This is a genomic window from Polaribacter sp. Hel1_33_78 (assembly GCF_900106075.1).
In the GTDB taxonomy this organism is placed as follows: domain Bacteria; phylum Bacteroidota; class Bacteroidia; order Flavobacteriales; family Flavobacteriaceae; genus Polaribacter.
The window spans coordinates 2,904,317-2,920,960 of record NZ_LT629794.1; the positions used below are offsets into that span (position 1 = coordinate 2,904,317).

14 protein-coding genes and 1 tRNA gene are annotated in these 16,644 nt (G+C 30.9%); 11 read left to right on the forward strand and 4 right to left on the reverse strand.

The genetic code is table 11. From position 1 onward, the window contains the following. Positions 1-12: 12 nt before the first annotated feature. The 3 genes from rpsT to proS form a co-directional block, all read right to left on the reverse strand. Positions 13-264 carry a 30S ribosomal protein S20 gene (rpsT, locus tag BLT88_RS12620; protein WP_036783024.1) on the reverse strand — a complete coding sequence of 84 codons (252 nt, stop codon included), beginning with the start codon at positions 262-264 and terminating at the stop codon, positions 13-15. 38 nt (positions 265-302) lie between these two features. After that, positions 303-374: transfer RNA gene (locus BLT88_RS12625), tRNA-Glu, on the reverse strand. A 97-nt stretch (positions 375-471) separates the two neighbouring features. Then, entirely contained in the window at positions 472-1,950 is a 1,479-nt protein-coding gene (gene proS, locus BLT88_RS12630) for a proline--tRNA ligase (RefSeq protein WP_036783022.1), read from the reverse strand. A gap of 148 nt (positions 1,951-2,098) precedes the next feature. Between proS and BLT88_RS12635 the strand changes: the two genes are divergently transcribed. The 5 genes from BLT88_RS12635 to BLT88_RS12655 all read left to right on the forward strand — a co-directional run bounded on the left by BLT88_RS12635 (position 2,099) and on the right by BLT88_RS12655 (position 6,982). Next, positions 2,099-3,073, forward strand: coding sequence for a hypothetical protein (locus tag BLT88_RS12635; RefSeq protein ID WP_091955168.1), 975 nt, complete (start codon positions 2,099-2,101; stop codon positions 3,071-3,073). A gap of 24 nt (positions 3,074-3,097) precedes the next feature. Beyond that, positions 3,098-4,501 carry an OmpP1/FadL family transporter gene (locus tag BLT88_RS12640; RefSeq protein ID WP_091955171.1) on the forward strand — a complete coding sequence of 468 codons (1,404 nt, stop codon included), beginning with the start codon at positions 3,098-3,100 and terminating at the stop codon, positions 4,499-4,501. A gap of 105 nt (positions 4,502-4,606) precedes the next feature. Beyond that, positions 4,607-5,512 (forward strand): NifU family protein, encoded by a 906-nt coding sequence (locus tag BLT88_RS12645; RefSeq protein WP_091955172.1) that lies wholly within the window; start codon positions 4,607-4,609, stop codon positions 5,510-5,512. Positions 5,513-5,552: 40 nt separating this feature from the next. Further along, entirely contained in the window at positions 5,553-6,281 is a 729-nt protein-coding gene (gene ubiE / locus BLT88_RS12650; RefSeq protein ID WP_036783013.1) for a bifunctional demethylmenaquinone methyltransferase/2-methoxy-6-polyprenyl-1,4-benzoquinol methylase UbiE, read from the forward strand. A gap of 2 nt (positions 6,282-6,283) precedes the next feature. After that, complete coding sequence (locus tag BLT88_RS12655; RefSeq protein WP_036783010.1) at positions 6,284-6,982, forward strand: porin family protein; 699 nt, start codon at positions 6,284-6,286, stop codon at positions 6,980-6,982. 33 nt (positions 6,983-7,015) lie between these two features. Here BLT88_RS12655 and BLT88_RS12660 read toward each other — a convergent pair whose 3' ends face one another. After that, entirely contained in the window at positions 7,016-7,750 is a 735-nt protein-coding gene (locus tag BLT88_RS12660) for an RNA methyltransferase (RefSeq protein ID WP_091955173.1), read from the reverse strand. Between the two features lie 69 nt (positions 7,751-7,819). On the opposite strand from BLT88_RS12660, the gene BLT88_RS12665 reads away from it, so the two are divergent. The 6 genes from BLT88_RS12665 (at position 7,820) to folK (ending at position 16,642) form a co-directional block, all read left to right on the forward strand. Beyond that, complete coding sequence (locus BLT88_RS12665; RefSeq protein ID WP_091955176.1) at positions 7,820-10,333, forward strand: BamA/TamA family outer membrane protein; 2,514 nt, start codon at positions 7,820-7,822, stop codon at positions 10,331-10,333. Between the two features lie 113 nt (positions 10,334-10,446). Next, on the forward strand, positions 10,447-11,514 hold the full coding sequence (gene fbaA, locus BLT88_RS12670; protein ID WP_036783001.1) for a class II fructose-bisphosphate aldolase: 1,068 nt from the start codon (positions 10,447-10,449) through the stop codon (positions 11,512-11,514). 172 nt (positions 11,515-11,686) lie between these two features. After that, entirely contained in the window at positions 11,687-12,544 is an 858-nt protein-coding gene (gene accD, locus BLT88_RS12675; RefSeq protein ID WP_036782998.1) for an acetyl-CoA carboxylase, carboxyltransferase subunit beta, read from the forward strand. Positions 12,545-12,651: 107 nt separating this feature from the next. Then, positions 12,652-12,921 (forward strand): 30S ribosomal protein S15, encoded by a 270-nt coding sequence (rpsO, locus tag BLT88_RS12680; RefSeq protein ID WP_036782995.1) that lies wholly within the window; start codon positions 12,652-12,654, stop codon positions 12,919-12,921. Between the two features lie 242 nt (positions 12,922-13,163). Next, positions 13,164-15,413: a polyribonucleotide nucleotidyltransferase gene (locus BLT88_RS12685; protein ID WP_091955179.1), complete on the forward strand. Its 2,250-nt coding sequence runs from the start codon at positions 13,164-13,166 to the stop codon at positions 15,411-15,413. A gap of 104 nt (positions 15,414-15,517) precedes the next feature. Continuing rightward, a complete protein-coding gene (folK, locus tag BLT88_RS12690; RefSeq protein WP_036782989.1) occupies positions 15,518-16,642 on the forward strand; it encodes a 2-amino-4-hydroxy-6-hydroxymethyldihydropteridine diphosphokinase in 1,125 nt (374 codons plus the stop codon). The last annotated feature ends 2 nt before the right edge of the window (positions 16,643-16,644 follow it).

Here is a 16,644-nt window from a genome sequence, read left to right on the forward strand (position 1 = left end):
AAATACAGGTTATTACATCGCCGATACCAACTTTGTTAATTTAGACTTCAAATTAGCAGCCTTGTTTTTATGTATTATATTATTCTTTGCTAACTTATCTAACATAGAAACAACATTTACTAATTTCCCTTCTGCTTCTGCCTTGTCTTCTATTGCACGTAAATCTCTAACAGCATTTCTTGTTGTTTTGTGCTGATACTTGTTACGTAACCTTTTAGCTTCGTTACTTCTGATTCTTTTTAAAGCTGACTTATGATTTGCCATAATTCTTGATTTTATTAGTTTTTTATATTAAAACTTTGTAGTCCGTACGGGAATCGAACCCGTGTTACATGGATGAAAACCATGCGTCCTAACCCCTAGACGAACGGACCATAACAACTAAAATATCCCTTAATTGCGGGTGCAAATATACAATGTTTTTTAAATTCTGCAACAATTTTATAAAAAAATTACTTTTTTTTTTATAAATTAATATGCCTTTGCAAAAAGCACTCTTTTAGATGAAGATTTGCCCGTTAAAACACAAACTCCTGCCTCCTCTTTGGCATCATTAGGTATACACCTAATTGTTGCCTTTGTTAACTCTTTTATCTTGTCTTCTGTTTCCTCTGTGCCATCCCAATGAGCAGAAACAAAACCTCCTTTATTTTTTATAATACTTTTAAATTCATCAAAATTAGAGACTTCTGTAGTATGCTCCTCTCTATAATTTATTGCTTTTTTAAATAAATTTTCCTGAATTTCTTCCAATAAATTAGCTACAAAATCAACAACGTTATCTTGCGAAACAGTTTGTTTCTCTAGCGTGTCTCTTCTTGCAATTTCTACTGTATTATTTTCTAAATCACGATTTCCAATGGCTATTCTCACGGGTACTCCTTTTAGCTCATATTCAGCAAATTTTGCTCCCGGTCTATAGGTATCTCTGTCATCAAATTTAACTGAAATTCCTTTTTTACGCAATTGTTTTACAAATACATGAACTCTATTGGAAATAGCTTCTAATTGTTCTTCGCCTTTATAAATAGGCACTATCGCAACTTGAATTGGCGCTAACTTAGGTGGTAACACTAAACCAAAATCATCTGAATGCGTCATTATTAACCCTCCAATTAAACGAGTAGAAACTCCCCAAGAAGTGGCCCATACATATTCCTTCTTCCCTTCTTTAGAAGTAAACTTTACATCAAACGCCTTAGCAAAATTTTGCCCTAAAAAATGACTCGTTCCTGCCTGTAAAGCTTTTCCATCTTGCATTAAAGCCTCTATTGTATAAGTATCTTCCGCACCAGCAAAACGCTCACTATCAGACTTTACACCCTTAATTACTGGCATTGCCATAAAATTTTCTGCAAATTCAGCGTACACTTCCTGCATTTGTTTTGCCTCTGTAATTGCTTCATTTTTTGTTGCATGAGCGGTATGCCCTTCTTGCCATAGAAATTCCGCAGTACGTAAAAATAAACGAGTACGCATTTCCCATCTAACAACATTTGCCCATTGATTTATTAATAAAGGTAAATCTCTGTAAGATTGAATCCATCCTTTATACGTGCTCCAAATTATCGCTTCAGAAGTAGGTCTTACAACTAATTCTTCCTCTAATTTTGCTTCTGGATCTACTCTTAACTTGCCTGGGTTATCTGGATCATTTTGCAAACGATAATGCGTTACAACTGCACATTCTTTTGCAAATCCTTCTGCATTTTTTTCTTCAGCTTCAAACAAACTTTTAGGGACAAAAAGCGGAAAATAAGCATTTTGATGCCCTGTTTCTTTAAACATTCTATCTAACTCCGCTTGCATTTTTTCCCAAATCGCAAATCCATATGGTTTTATTACCATACAACCTCTTACAGCAGAATTTTCTGCTAAATCGGCTTTTACTACTAATTCATTATACCATTTAGAATAATCTTCTGATCTTTTGGTTAACTTTTTACTCATAATTTAAACTTTGGCACAAATATTGGTCTATATAAAAAGATTGTTTATTAAAAAAACATCACCTTTTTTAAAGTTACTACAAAACTACTATATTTTAGAGTTTTTAAAGCAACAATTCATTAATAAAAGAGCATAAAAACAAATCATTATGAAACAACTCTATAAAAACTTAAAGCTTCATCAACTAATCTTATTTGTAGTTGCTAATTTATTATTAGTTTCTTGTGGAACGTATCAAAGTGCTTATAATAATGATGGTATTTATAATGACGAAAACGGTAAAAATGAAGAACAAAAAGTTATCGTTGTAGATGAAAAGGAGTACAACGATTATGAAAAAAACTATTTTACAAAAAAGTTAGAAGTCTTAGAAAGCATCGATGGAAATGAAATTTTTACAGATGTAGATTCTTACAACTCTAACAATATTTATATAGAGGATGAGGTTTTAGATGAAGCTCTAAATTATAATACCAATCAACCGTGGGGATATGAAGAAAATGATCTTGTTGTACAAATAAATTTAATTAACAATCCTTATTGGTCTCGATTTAATAATTGGGGTTGGGGATTTAATGATCTTTGGGGATACAGAAGAGGTTTTAGAAATTGGGGATTTAATGATATATGGAATCCATTTTATGGGGGTATGGCCTGGAACATAGGTTTCTTATATAACCCATATGTCTATAATCCTTATTATTTTAACAGACCTTGGAATAATAATAGTTATTACAGAAATCATACTTATGGGCGAAGATTAACAAACAATAGTTACGCTAGAAGGAATTCTACTGCAAACTCGAGATACAGCAAGTACTCCAATAGAAGACAAAGCTCTAATAGTAGTAAATATTCAAAAAGAATTAAAAACACATCGAAGCCAACAAGAAGAAATACTTCTGTCTCCCGTAATTCTTCCACCTACAAAAGAAAGGCGAAACCTACAAGTAAAAAATATAATCGTTCGAACACAATTAGAAGAAGAAATAATCCATCAAATTTCAGTAATAATGGTTCTTCAGCAAGAAGATCATCTTCTTCTAACGGACGAAGTAGCAGCAATAATTCTAGAAGTTCAAGCTCAAAAAAAAGGTCTTCATACAAAAGAAGAGGAAACTAAGAAGAATTCTTAAATAGATACGAAATGAAAAGATTTATTATAACAGTAATACTGTTCACAACAACCTTTCTGTCTTTTTCACAATCTCTAGAATATCAAGATTTAGCAATCCTATTTTCTCAAAATGATAATAATGGCTCTGCGCGTTTTACAGCTATGAGTGCTGCTTTTGGAGCATTAGGAGGTGATATATCTTCAATAAACGTTAATCCAGCAGGCCTCTCTGTATTTAAAAACAGCACATTTTCAGGGACTTTTAACTCGAGAAATTCAGAGATCACCTCAAATTATTATGGAAACTCAAACACAAATCAAGATCAATTTATAAACATTTCCCATGCAGGAGCTGTTTTAGTTTTTGATAGCGCTTACAGCAAAGATTGGTCAAAATTTGCAATTGGATTTAGTTATAGAATTAAGAAAGATTTTAATGATCTTTTTTTATCTGAAGGTAATAGCAATAGGGCTACTTTCACTGAGTATCCCTTAGACACTAATGACCCTACTTTTGTTTATGATATTGCAGATAAACAACGCTATGTAAACACTAATTCAGGTGAATTAAGCGAATTAAATATAGGATTTTCTTCAATACATCAAAATAAACTACATGTAGGTTTAAGTTTAAATTTTTATGATTTAAATTTCACTCAAAGGTCTACTCTAACAGAGTTTAATAGTGATACTAATGGAAATCAATTGGACGCTAACTTTTACCAAGAAAACTTCACTACAGGCGCAGGTTTTTCTCTAAATGCTGGTTTTATATATAAAGCACATCAAAATTTTAGATTTGGTTTGGCATATCAAACACCTACTTGGTATACAGAAATCGCAGAGGAAAGTAATATTATTAATAATGATGGCTTTTTTGGGGATACCGAAATTATTGTAAGTAATGATAATTTGATTTACGACAATACATCTGGAGGTTTTTTCCCATCACAAGGACTAATTTATAGACTTAAAACACCTAGTCAATTAACTGCGAGTGCAGCACTTATTTTTGGTAAAAACGGATTATTAAGTATTGATTATGTAAGTAAAAATTACAAAAACATAAAATTATCTGGTGATGATTTTTCAGTTGAAAATCAATTTTTTCAAAATGGTATAAAAAATACTCATAATGTTAGACTGGGAACAGAGTGGCGTTTTGACAGGCTCAGTATTAGAGGTGGTTTATCTAAAAAGCAAACACCAAATGTTAATAATATTTTAAATGAAGACAGTATTGTAAACTATAGTGACGCAGAAGGATATTCTTTTGGTGCTGGTTACAACTTTGGGAATTTCAAATTAGATTTTGCATACAGTGATAATAACAGAACAGCTACCTATAATATGTACCCTGGTTTTAATGTAAATCCATCGAATTTAACCATAGATAACAAAATTTTTACAGCTACAGTTACTTTAGATTTATAAGCTAAAACATATTTTAAAGAAAGACCTTGTATTTTAAAAACATACAAGGTCTTTTTTACTGAAATTCAGTTTTTTGCCGTAATTTTGCAACTTATTTTTAAGATTATGCAAGAGACTAAGATTACCGTTCAGGAAACTACCAACCAAACTATAATAAAATTTAATAGTAATAAGATTTTAATAAATGGTGGTAGTTATGAATTTTCTAATATAGACGAAGCTAAAAACTCACCTTTGGCGCAACAATTATTTTACTTACCATTTGTAAAAAAGGTTTTTATTACCGCTAATTTTATTGCAATTCAACGCTTCGATATTGTTGAATGGATCGATGTACAAGAAGAAGTTCGCGAACAAATTGAGGCATATATTACTGATGGTAACATCGTTGTAAACGAACAAACCTCATCAACAAAAAAAGAAGCAATTGAAGTTTATGCAGAAGTAACTCCAAACCCCTCAGTAATGAAATTTGGAACGAATAAAGCATTAACGCAAACAGATGTAGAGTATAAAAATATTGATGAGGCTAACCAATCTTCACCTTTAGCGCAAGCAATCTTCACATTTCCTTTTGTAAAACAAGTCTTTATTTCTGATAATTACATTTCTATCACAAAATATGAAATGGTTGAATGGAATGAAGTTTTTACTGAAGTAAGAACTTTTATTCGTGAATACCTTGTGGAAGGAAAAACAATTATCAAAGAAATTCCAGATCAAGAAATTACGAGTGAAACTACAATTAAAACTCCAACTATTGCCTTAGAAGGGGTTTCTGCACAAATTGTAGAAATCTTGGATGAATATATAAAGCCTGCAGTTGCTGGTGATGGAGGAAACATTGCTTTTAGATCTTATGATGAAGAACATAAAATAGTTAGCGTAGTTTTGCAAGGCGCTTGCAGCGGATGTCCATCTTCTACTGCAACTTTAAAAAATGGAATTGAAACCTTGTTAAAAGAAATGCTACCGAATCAAATTAATGAGGTTATAGCAATCAATGGTTAGTAAATAACTGAGCTAAAAGTAAACATCCAAAAGAAAAAAAATGTCAAAAATAATTAAACCTTACAAAGATTCTGAACTTGGAAAGAAAGAACAAGTCACAAAAATGTTTGACAATATTTCTGAAAATTACGATGACTTAAATAGAGTTATTTCTTTAGGAATTGATGTGAAATGGCGTAAAAAAGTGGTTGAAATTGTTGGTAAAAACAATCCAAAACAAATACTAGATATTGCCACAGGAACAGGAGATTTAGTGTTAATGATGGCTTCTTTAAACCCTGATAAAATTGTAGGTTTGGATATTTCTTCTGGCATGTTAGAGGTTGGAAAACAAAAAATTGCAAAAGCAAAACTATCAGACAAAATAGAAATGATTGTTGGGGATTCTGAAGAAATGCCTTTTAGTGATAATACTTTTGATGCAATTACAGTTTCTTTTGGTGTGCGTAATTTTGCTCATTTAAACAAAGGAATTCAAGAAATTGCGAGAGTTTTAAAGCCTACAGGAGTTTTGGTGATTTTAGAAACTTCAAATCCCACTAAATTTCCTTTTAAACAAGGCTATAAATTTTATACTAATTTTATACTTCCTATTATCGGTAAATTATTTTCGAAAGACAAAGTTGCCTATTCCTATTTATCAGAATCTGCAAATTCTTTTCCTTTTGGAGAAGCTTTCAACAATATTTTACAAAAAAACGGGTTTACTAATACAAAATATACTCCTGTAACTTTTGGAGTTGCTACAATTTATACTGCAAGCAAATAACGATGAATAAAAAAGTGCTGCTTTTTGGTTTTTTCATGATGATTTCTGCCGCTTTTTACGCACAAAGAGAACGTGTAGAAAACTTACCAACTTTTGATAAAAGAAAATTACATTATGGTTTTTATTTAGGTTTAAATCAAAATGATTTTAAATTAAATTTAAGGAACAGCTCCATAGATAATGCTGATATCTCTGCTACTGCTGCTGCTGGCTTTAATGTTGGTTTAATTGCAGATTTTCGTTTACATAAAAACCTGAGCTTACGTTTAGAACCGGGTTTAGTAAGTAATTCTAAAAATATTTATTTCAATCATTTAGTGACAAAACAAGATAGTTTAAGAGAAATTGGCTCTACGTACTTGCATGTGCCTGTAATTTTTAAATTTAGCACAGATAGATATAAAAATATCCGTCCGTATTTATTAGGGGGAGTCTCTTACAATTATAATTTCTCTAGCAATGAAGCCAATCAAGACGACAATTCTTCAGGACAATTTAGGATGAAAACTCATAATTTTATGTACGAAGTTGGAATGGGAATTGATATTTATTTATATTACTTTAAGTTTTCTCCATCGATTCGTGGAATTTTTGCTTTTAACAACGAAATTAAATACGATGATGACCCAAATAGCCAATGGACAGCTCCCATAAATTTTATGGGAACTCGCGGCGTATTTTTAACCTTTGCTTTTGAATAAAGTTGAATCACAAAATTTCTGACGAAAAACTACTTACAAAATATTTCTCTTAAACTCACTAAGTAAAATAGCGGTTGCAGTTGCAACATTCAGGCTTTCAGTTTCTTGGGTCTCTCCAAATCTTGGAATTGAAATTTTGTTTGTTATCAATGCTTTTATCCCATCAGAAACCCCATTAGCTTCATTACCCATAATAAGAATACCTTCCTTTGGTAGTGAAGTTTCATAAACGTTTGAACCATGCATATCAGCAACGAAAGTTGGTGAAATTGATTCTTTTAAATACGTTTCTAAATCCATATAAATAATAGAAACTCTAGTCAAAGAACCCATACTTGCTTGCACAACTTTTTGATTATAACAATCTACAGTATCTTTAGAACAAACCAATTGAGATATACCAAACCAATCACACAATCTAATAATTGTACCTAAATTCCCTGGATCATTTATAGCATCTAAAGCAATTGTGATTCCGTTAGTTTGAACTGGTTTTTCATCCGGAATTTTAAATATCCCTATAACTTTATTGGGCGTTTTTAAATTACTTATTTTTTGTAAATTCGTTTCCGATATCCTTATAATCCTATCTGAAGAAATATCAGTTTGAAAATCATCAACTGCAAATAACGTATCCATTTCAAAAGAAGAATTCAGTAATTCATTTACTACCTTTATACCTTCAGCAATAAATAATTTATGCTTTTGTCTATACTTTTTCTGAGATAAGCTTGTTATAATTTTAAGTTGACTTTTTGAGATGCTCATTAATTGTATGTAAATAAAAATAAACCGTTGAAAAATACTATTTTTGAATTTCTTTGCAGTGCTAAAATAATGAAAAAACTTTCGTTTTATTTTTTATTGATTGTATTTCTGGTTTCATGTAATTCTACAAAACATGTTGCTGATGAAGAATACATGTTAAAAGAAAATTATTTTTTTATAGATAGTGCAAAAACAAAGGCTACCGAACTGCAAAAATACGTTTTACAAAAACCAAATCCACGTTTTTTAGGTTTGCCTTTAGGTTTATATTTTCATAATCTTGGAAATCACAATAAACCCAAAACACCATCTGAATGGGCCAAGCAAAATAAACGCTCTTACAATTTTGTTAGAACTATTTTTTCAGAAAAACAAAGTATTGCTTATGCCAACTCTCTTATCAACTTAAATAAATCGTTTTTAAAATATCAGGGGCCCGAAATAATTAAAGACATAAAAGTAAAAAGAACCGCAGAAAATTTATGGGCATATTACAAAACACAAGGTTATTTTAAATCGACAGTAGCTTCTAAAATAAATAGAAGTTCTACCAATAAAAAAGCGACTGTAGAATATCGTATTTCAAAAGGTAAACCAACTATTTTAGACTCTGTAAAAATTAAAATTGCGTCTCCAATTTTAGACTCAATTTATAAAAAATCTGCTTTAGAAACACTTTTAAAAACAGGAAATCAATACAAAGATCAAACTTTTAGAAATGAAGCAGATAATGTTGTAAAACTTTTTAGAAATAACGGAATTTATCATTTTTCAGAATCTGCTATCGGTTTTTATGTCGATTCAACAAGAACAGATTACAAAACAAATATTGATTTTTTAATTTCTTCGAATAGATTAATTGAATCGAATGGAAACTACATAGAAAAACCTTTTAATGTTCACACCATAAAAGAAGTAAATGTATTCACAGATTATTCTTTTGCAAAAAGGAGCAATTCGATAAAAGACTCTATCTCTTATAACGGAATTAATTTTCTAGCTCATGATAAGATAAAATACAATCTTAAATATTTATCACAATCTATTTTCTTAAAACCAAATGGGATTTACAAAGACACTTTAAGAAACCTAACAAGAACGCACTTAAAATCTTTAAAGAATTTTAAATCAACAAATATTAAATTTACACCAATCCCTGGATTTGAAAATGAACTAAAAATGGACATTTTCTTAGCTCCTTTAGAGAAATACACTTTAGGTTTTGAGACAGAACTAACACATTCTAACATTAGAAATATCGGCGCTTCAGCAAAATTCTCAATCATAGATAGAAATGCTTTTAGAGGTGCAGAATTACTAAAAATGTCTCTTTTAGGCTCTTGGTTTAATTCTAATAATGGTCCAGGATGGGAAATTGGTGCAGATATATCTTTAGAAGTGCCAAGGTTTGTTGCTCCTTTTGGGTTAAGTAAATTTGTCCCAAAAGAAATGTCTCCAAGAACGTTGTTTTCGTTTGGCTCAAGTTTTCAAAAAAACATTGGTTTAGACAGACAAACATTTACAATTCTTACAGATTATAAATGGCAATTTAATTCAAAAAAAACGGTACAATTAGAACTTTTAAACACGCAATATGTAAAAAACCTAAACGTTAGTAGCTTCTTTACTATTTACAATTCTGAATTCGAAAGCTTAAATTCAGTTGCACAAGTTTATGACAATGTAAATAATACCACTAACAATTACCCTATTCCAACAGATGAAAATCAAGCTTCCAAAGCTGTTTCATTTATGAATCTTGTTGCAGATAATAATAGAAATAATAACTTTCGAAATACAAACCCTGAAGAATACAACCTAGCGACAAATATACTAAATAGATACAATATTATTACTTCAGACTTTTTAATCCCAATAGTTGGATATTCATTTACTTATAATAATCAGTCAAGTTTTAAAGACAATAATTTTTCTTTCTTTAAAATTAGATTAGCTAACTCTGGAAATATTTTAGGCTTTTTGTCTAATAAGAGAAACACAAACAACAAAAAGACTCTTTTAAATATTCCTTTAGCGCAATATTTTAAATCGGATATAGAATACAAAAAGTTCTGGAATATTGGTAACAATTCTGTTTTTGCTCTTAGAACATTTTTAGGCGCAATTGTTACCTATAATAATTCAGATATTCCTTTTACGAAAAGTTATTTTGCTGGAGGTTCTAACGACATTAGAGCTTGGCAAACTTATGAATTAGGGCCTGGAAGTAGAAATTCTGGATTAGAGTTTAATATTGGTAGTTTCAAATTTTTAACTAGTGCTGAATACCGATTTGATATTATAAGTAAATTAAAAGGCGCACTATTTGTTGATGCTGGAAATATATGGGATATCTCTGGGTCTAGTTTTGTAGAAGATAATGCTAAATTTAATAGTTTATCTTCCTTGAAAAATATTGCTATTGGCTCTGGTCTTGGAGCAAGATGGGATTTCAATTTTTTAATCTTACGTATTGATGTAGGTTTTAAAACTTATGAACCATACTTAAAGAATCGTAAATGGTTTCAAAATTACAATTTATCCCATGCTGTTTACAATATAGGAATCAACTATCCTTTCTAATTAAATCTTATAAAAACCCTATAACGTTTTCGTTATTTTATAAGGAATCAAGATTCTTAAACTACTATTTTTTAGTACTTTTGACAAGTAAACATCAATAAAAAAAATATAAAATGAGTCATAATATTAAACCTGGAGTAGCAACAGGAAAAGAAGTTCAAGAAATTTTTAAACTAGCAAAAGAAAAAGGATTTGCTTTACCAGCAGTAAATGTTATCGGTTCTAATACTATTAATGGTGTTTTAGAAACTGCTAGAGATTTAAATGCACCTGTAATTATTCAGTTCTCAAACGGAGGAGCACAATTTAATGCGGGTAAAGGTTTATCTAACAAAAATGAAAAAGCTGCTATTGCAGGCGCCATTGCAGGTGCAAAACACATTCATGAATTATCCATTGCATATGGAGTTCCTGTAATTTTGCATACAGACCACGCAGCAAAAAAACTATTACCTTGGATTGATGGTTTATTAGACGCATCAGAAAAACACTTTGAAGAAACTGGTAAATCTTTATACAGCTCTCACATGATTGATCTATCAGAAGAGCCTTTAGAAGAAAATATCGAAATTTGTAAAACTTATTTAGCTAGAATGAGCAAAATGGGTATGACTTTAGAAATTGAATTAGGTATTACTGGTGGAGAAGAAGATGGAGTTGATAATTCTGACGTAGATGTTTCTAAATTATACACACAACCAGAAGAGGTTGCTTACGCTTATGAAGAGTTATTAAAAGTTTCTCCTCAATTCACAATTGCTGCAGCTTTTGGAAATGTTCACGGAGTTTACAAACCAGGAAATGTAAAGTTAACTCCAAAAATCTTAAAGAACTCTCAAGAGTTTATTACAAAGAAATATGGCGTTGAAGAAAATCATATCGATTTTGTATTTCATGGAGGTTCAGGTTCTACTTTAGAAGAAATTAGAGAGGCTATTGGTTATGGAGTTATTAAAATGAATATTGACACTGACTTACAATTCGCTTTTACTGAAGGAATTAGAGATTATATGCAAGGAAAATCAGCTTATTTAGCAACTCAAATTGGTAATCCTGATGGAGCAGAGCAACCGAACAAAAAATATTACGACCCAAGAAAATGGTTGCGTGAAGGTGAAGAAACTTTTAAAGCGAGATTAAAACAAGCTTTTGCTGATTTAAACAATGTTGATACTTTATAAAAATATTTTTTAATAAATGAAAAGCACTTTGATTAAATCAAAGTGCTTTTTTTTATGACTTTAAGCATCAAAAATGACACTTTAAAGAAAAATCTTTTACATTTGTACTTCTAATTTAGAATCTATTTTTTAATTTATAAATATAGCAACAACCTAAAACACAATAACAAGTATGGCTTGGTTTAAAAGAACAGATAAAGGAATACAAACTTCTACAGAAGATAAAAAAGATACTCCTAAAGGTTTATGGTATAAAACCCCTAGTGGAAAAATAATAGATACAGAAGAATTAAAAAGGAATTTATATGTAAGTCCAGAAGATGGTTACCATGTAAGAATAGGAAGTAAAGAATATTTTGAACTGTTTTTTGATGACAATAAATTTGAAGAATTAAATAAGAATTTAACTTCTAAAGATCCCTTGAAGTTCGAAGACACAAAAAAATATCCAGATCGATTAAAAGCGGCTCAAGAAAAAACAAAATTAAATGATGCTGTAAGAACCGCTGTAGGTAAATCATTAGGAAAAGATTTAGTTATTGCTGCTATGGATTTTGCTTTTATTGGTGGTTCTATGGGTTCTGTTGTGGGTGAAAAAATCGCAAGAGCCATTAATTATTCGATAGAACATAAAATTCCATTTTTAATGGTTTCAAAATCTGGAGGAGCAAGAATGATGGAGGCATCACTTTCTTTGATGCAATTAGTAAAAACATCTGCAAAATTAGCACAACTTGCGGAAGTTAAAATACCTTATATTTCTTTATGTACAGATCCCACAACTGGAGGTACGACAGCTTCTTATGCAATGTTAGGTGACATTAATATTGCAGAACCAAATGCCTTAATTGCATTTGCAGGGCCAAGAGTTGTAAAAGATACTACAGGTAAAGATTTACCAGAAGGGTTTCAGAAATCTGAATTTGTATTAGAGCATGGTTTCCTAGACGGAATTTATGAGAGAAAACAATTAAAAAAACAAATTAATTTATACATTGATTTAATTCAGAATCTACCAATTAGAGCATAAGTAAAAAGCACGCACTGTTGGGTTTCTATTCAAAAAAATAATTATATATTTGCAGCTTCAATGAAAACATCATTGATGTACATAAAAATCATTTAAATAATATTGGAATGTATTTAACTAAAGAAGTAAAAGAAAGCATCTTCGAAAAACACGGTAAAGGAAAAAACGATACAGGTTCTTCAGAAGGTCAAATCGCGTTATTTACGCACAGAATTAACCATTTAACTGGGCATTTAAAGAAGAATCGTAAAGATTTTAACACTGAGCGCTCATTAGTAATGATGGTAGGTAAACGTAGAAGTTTATTAGATTATTTAAAGAAAACCGAAATCAATAGATATCGTGCAATCATTAAAGAATTAGGAATTAGAAAATAATTCGCACAAAAAAGAGGCTCTATAAACGTGCCTCTTTTTTTATTAAAACTAATCCAATTGTAGCTTATTACAAAAGAAGTATACATCTTTGCTACAAAGGCCGAAATCAAAAAAATATTTAGTTCTGATTAACAAACAGAATCTATATAAAAAAATCAAAAATAGTAACAGCATTTTTGAATTTCCATTGCAACAGACGACAGCACAACAACAAACAAATTAAAAATTTAGAATTAAAATTTATGATTCCAAAAGTATTTAAAGAGGTTATAGACCTTGGTGATGGTAGAGAGATTTCTATCGAAACTGGAAAATTAGCAAAACAAGCTCATGGTAGTGTTGTTGTGCAATCAGGAAAATGTATGATGTTGTGTACAGTTGTTTCCAATTATGAACAAAAAGATCTTGGTTTTCTTCCATTAACGGTAGACTACAGAGAAAAATTTGCTGCCGCAGGACGTTATCCAGGTGGTTTCTTTAAAAGAGAAGCAAGACCAAGTGACGGCGAAGTATTAACAATGCGTTTAGTAGACCGTGTTTTACGTCCGTTATTCCCAAAGGATTATACTGCAGAAACTCAAGTAATGATTCAGTTAATGTCTCATGACGAAAACGTTATGCCAGATGCGATGGCTGGTTTAGCAGCATCAGCAGCGATTCAATTATCAGATTTTCCATTTGAATGCGCAATCTCTGAAGCAAGAGTTGGTCGTATAAACGGAGAATTTGTTATCAACCCAACAAGAGCTCAATTAGCTGAATCTGACATCGATATGATGATTGGAGCTTCTGCTGATTCTGTAATGATGGTTGAAGGTGAAATGGATGAAATTTCTGAAGAAGAAATGGCTGAAGCTATTAAGTTTGCGCATGAAGCTATAAAAGTGCAATGTGCTGCTCAATTAAGATTAGCAGAAGCATTTGGAAAAAAAGAAGTTCGTGAATATGAAGGTGCAAGAGAAGATAAAGATTTAGAGAAAAAGGTTCATGACATGGCATACGATAAAGTATATGCTATCGCAGAAGCTGGATCTGCTAAACATGAAAGAACTGCTGCATTTAAAGAAATAAAAGCAGATATTAAAGCTACTTTTTCTGAAGAAGAATTAGAAGATTATGGTGGTTTAGTTTCTGATTATTATCGCAAAGCAGAAAAAGCTGCAATTAGAGATTTAACCTTAAATGTAGGATTACGTTTAGATGGTCGTAAAACAGATGAAATTAGACCAATTTGGTCAGAAGTAGATTATTTACCATCAGTACATGGCTCTTCAATCTTTACTCGTGGTGAAACTCAAGCTTTAGCTACAGTTACTTTAGGAACTTCTAGAGATGCTAATAAAATAGATATGCCATCTTACGAAGGTGAAGAAAATTTCTATTTACATTATAACTTCCCTCCTTTTTGTACAGGTGAAGCTAGACCAATTCGTGGAACATCTCGTAGAGAAGTTGGACATGGTAATTTAGCGCAACGTGGCTTAAAAGGAATGATTCCTGATAGTTGTCCTTACACAGTAAGAGTAGTTTCTGAAGTTTTAGAGTCTAATGGTTCTTCTTCTATGGCAACTGTTTGTGCTGGAACAATGGCATTGATGGATGCTGGTGTACAAATGATAAGACCAGTTTCTGGAATTGCGATGGGATTGATTTCTGATGCCGAATCTGGAAATTATGCTGTATTATCTGATATTTTAGGGGATGAAGATCACTTAGGAGATATGGATTTTAAAGTAACAGGTACTTCTGAAGGTATTACTGCTTGTCAAATGGATATTAAAGTAAAAGGGTTATCATATGAGATTTTAGTAAATGCTTTACAACAAGCACGTGCTGGTCGTTTACATATTTTAGGAAAAATAACTGACACCATTTCTTCTGCGAACGAAGAAGTTAAGGAACATGCTCCTAAAATGATTAACAGACGTATTCCTAATGATATGATTGGTGCATTTATTGGGCCAGGAGGTAAACATATTCAAGAACTACAGAAAGAAACAGGAACTACAATTGTAATTACTGAAGATGCTGTAACTGAAGAAGGAATTATTGAAATATTAGGAACAGATCCTGCAGGAATTGAAAAAGTGATTGCTCGCATAGAGTCAATGCTGTTTAAACCTGTTGTTGGAAGTGCATACGAAGTAAAGGTAATTAAAATGTTAGATTTTGGTGCTGTTGTAGAATATGTAGAGGCTCCAGGAAACGAAGTTTTATTGCATGTAAGTGAATTAGCTTGGGAACGCACAGATAATGTCTCTGACGTTGTTAAAATGGGAGATATTTTAGATGTAAAATACTTTGGTTTAGATCCAAGAACTCGTAAAGAGAAAGTTTCTAGAAAAGCTTTGTTAGAAAAACCAGAAGGTTATGTAGCAAGACCACCAAGAGATGATAAACGTTCTGGTGGACGTGATAATAGAGGTAGAGATAATCGTGGACGTGATAACAGACGTGATGACAGAAAACCAAGAGAACCAAAAAAAGATTAATAACCTATTTTTTTTTAAACATATAAAATCGTCAGAATATTTTGGCGATTTTTTTTGTTTATAGCTATTTTCTAAAATGCTTTTATTTTCTTTGTAAACGATTAATGAAAATTCAAAGAATTACATATCTCTCTCTAGGAACAAATCAAGGAAATAAGCTTGAAAACCTGCAAAATGCAATTAATTTAATTGCTGATAAAGCAGGTGCTATTCAGAAAATATCTTCAGTTTATAAAACTGCATCTTGGGGGTTTGAAAGTAATGATTTTTACAATATATGCATAAAAGTTACGACCTATCATGCGCCTGAAAGGTTAATGAGTATTCTCTTAAAAATTGAGAATGAGCTAGGAAGAAGAAGAGAAGACTTATCAGGTTATACTGATAGAAATATCGATATAGATATTTTACTTTTTGATGATGAAATTATATTCTCAAGAAAGCTTATCGTGCCACATTCAAAAATGTTAGAACGTAAATTTGTTTTAATTCCTTTGGCAGAAATTGCTGATACCATTATGCATCCAATAGAAAAGAAAACACTTTCTATTTGTCTGAAAAACTGTAATGATACATCTGAAGTTTTTAAAATTGATGGAACTTTACTTCGTCCAATTCCTTTATCGGAAAAATACAATTACATCGCTATTGAAGGTAATATTGGGGCAGGAAAAACATCCTTGTCTAAAATGATGTCTGATGAATTTAATGCAAAAATTGTTTTAGAGCGTTTTGCGGACAATCCATTTTTACCAAAGTTTTATGAAGATAAAGAACGTTTTGCTTTTCCTTTAGAAATGAGTTTTTTGGCCGATAGGTACCAACAATTATCTGATGATTTAGCGCAATTAGATTTATTTAAAAACCTAATTGTCTCTGATTATTATATTTTTAAATCTTTAATATTTGCTCAAATTACTTTGCAAAAAGATGAATATTTATTGTACCGAAAAATGTTTGATTTAATGTATAAAGAAATTAGAAAACCAGATTTATATGTTTATTTATATCAAAATACCGATAGACTTTTACAGAATATAAAGAAAAGAGGGAGAGAATATGAGCAGAATATCGAGGCTGCATATTTACAAAAAATTCATGATGGTTATAAAAATTTCATAAGCACACAACAAGAATTAAATATTTTAATTATTGATGTGTCAGAAATTGATTTTGTAAATAATACTGAAGACTACAGTTACATCCTCAATAAAATAAAAAACACATAAAT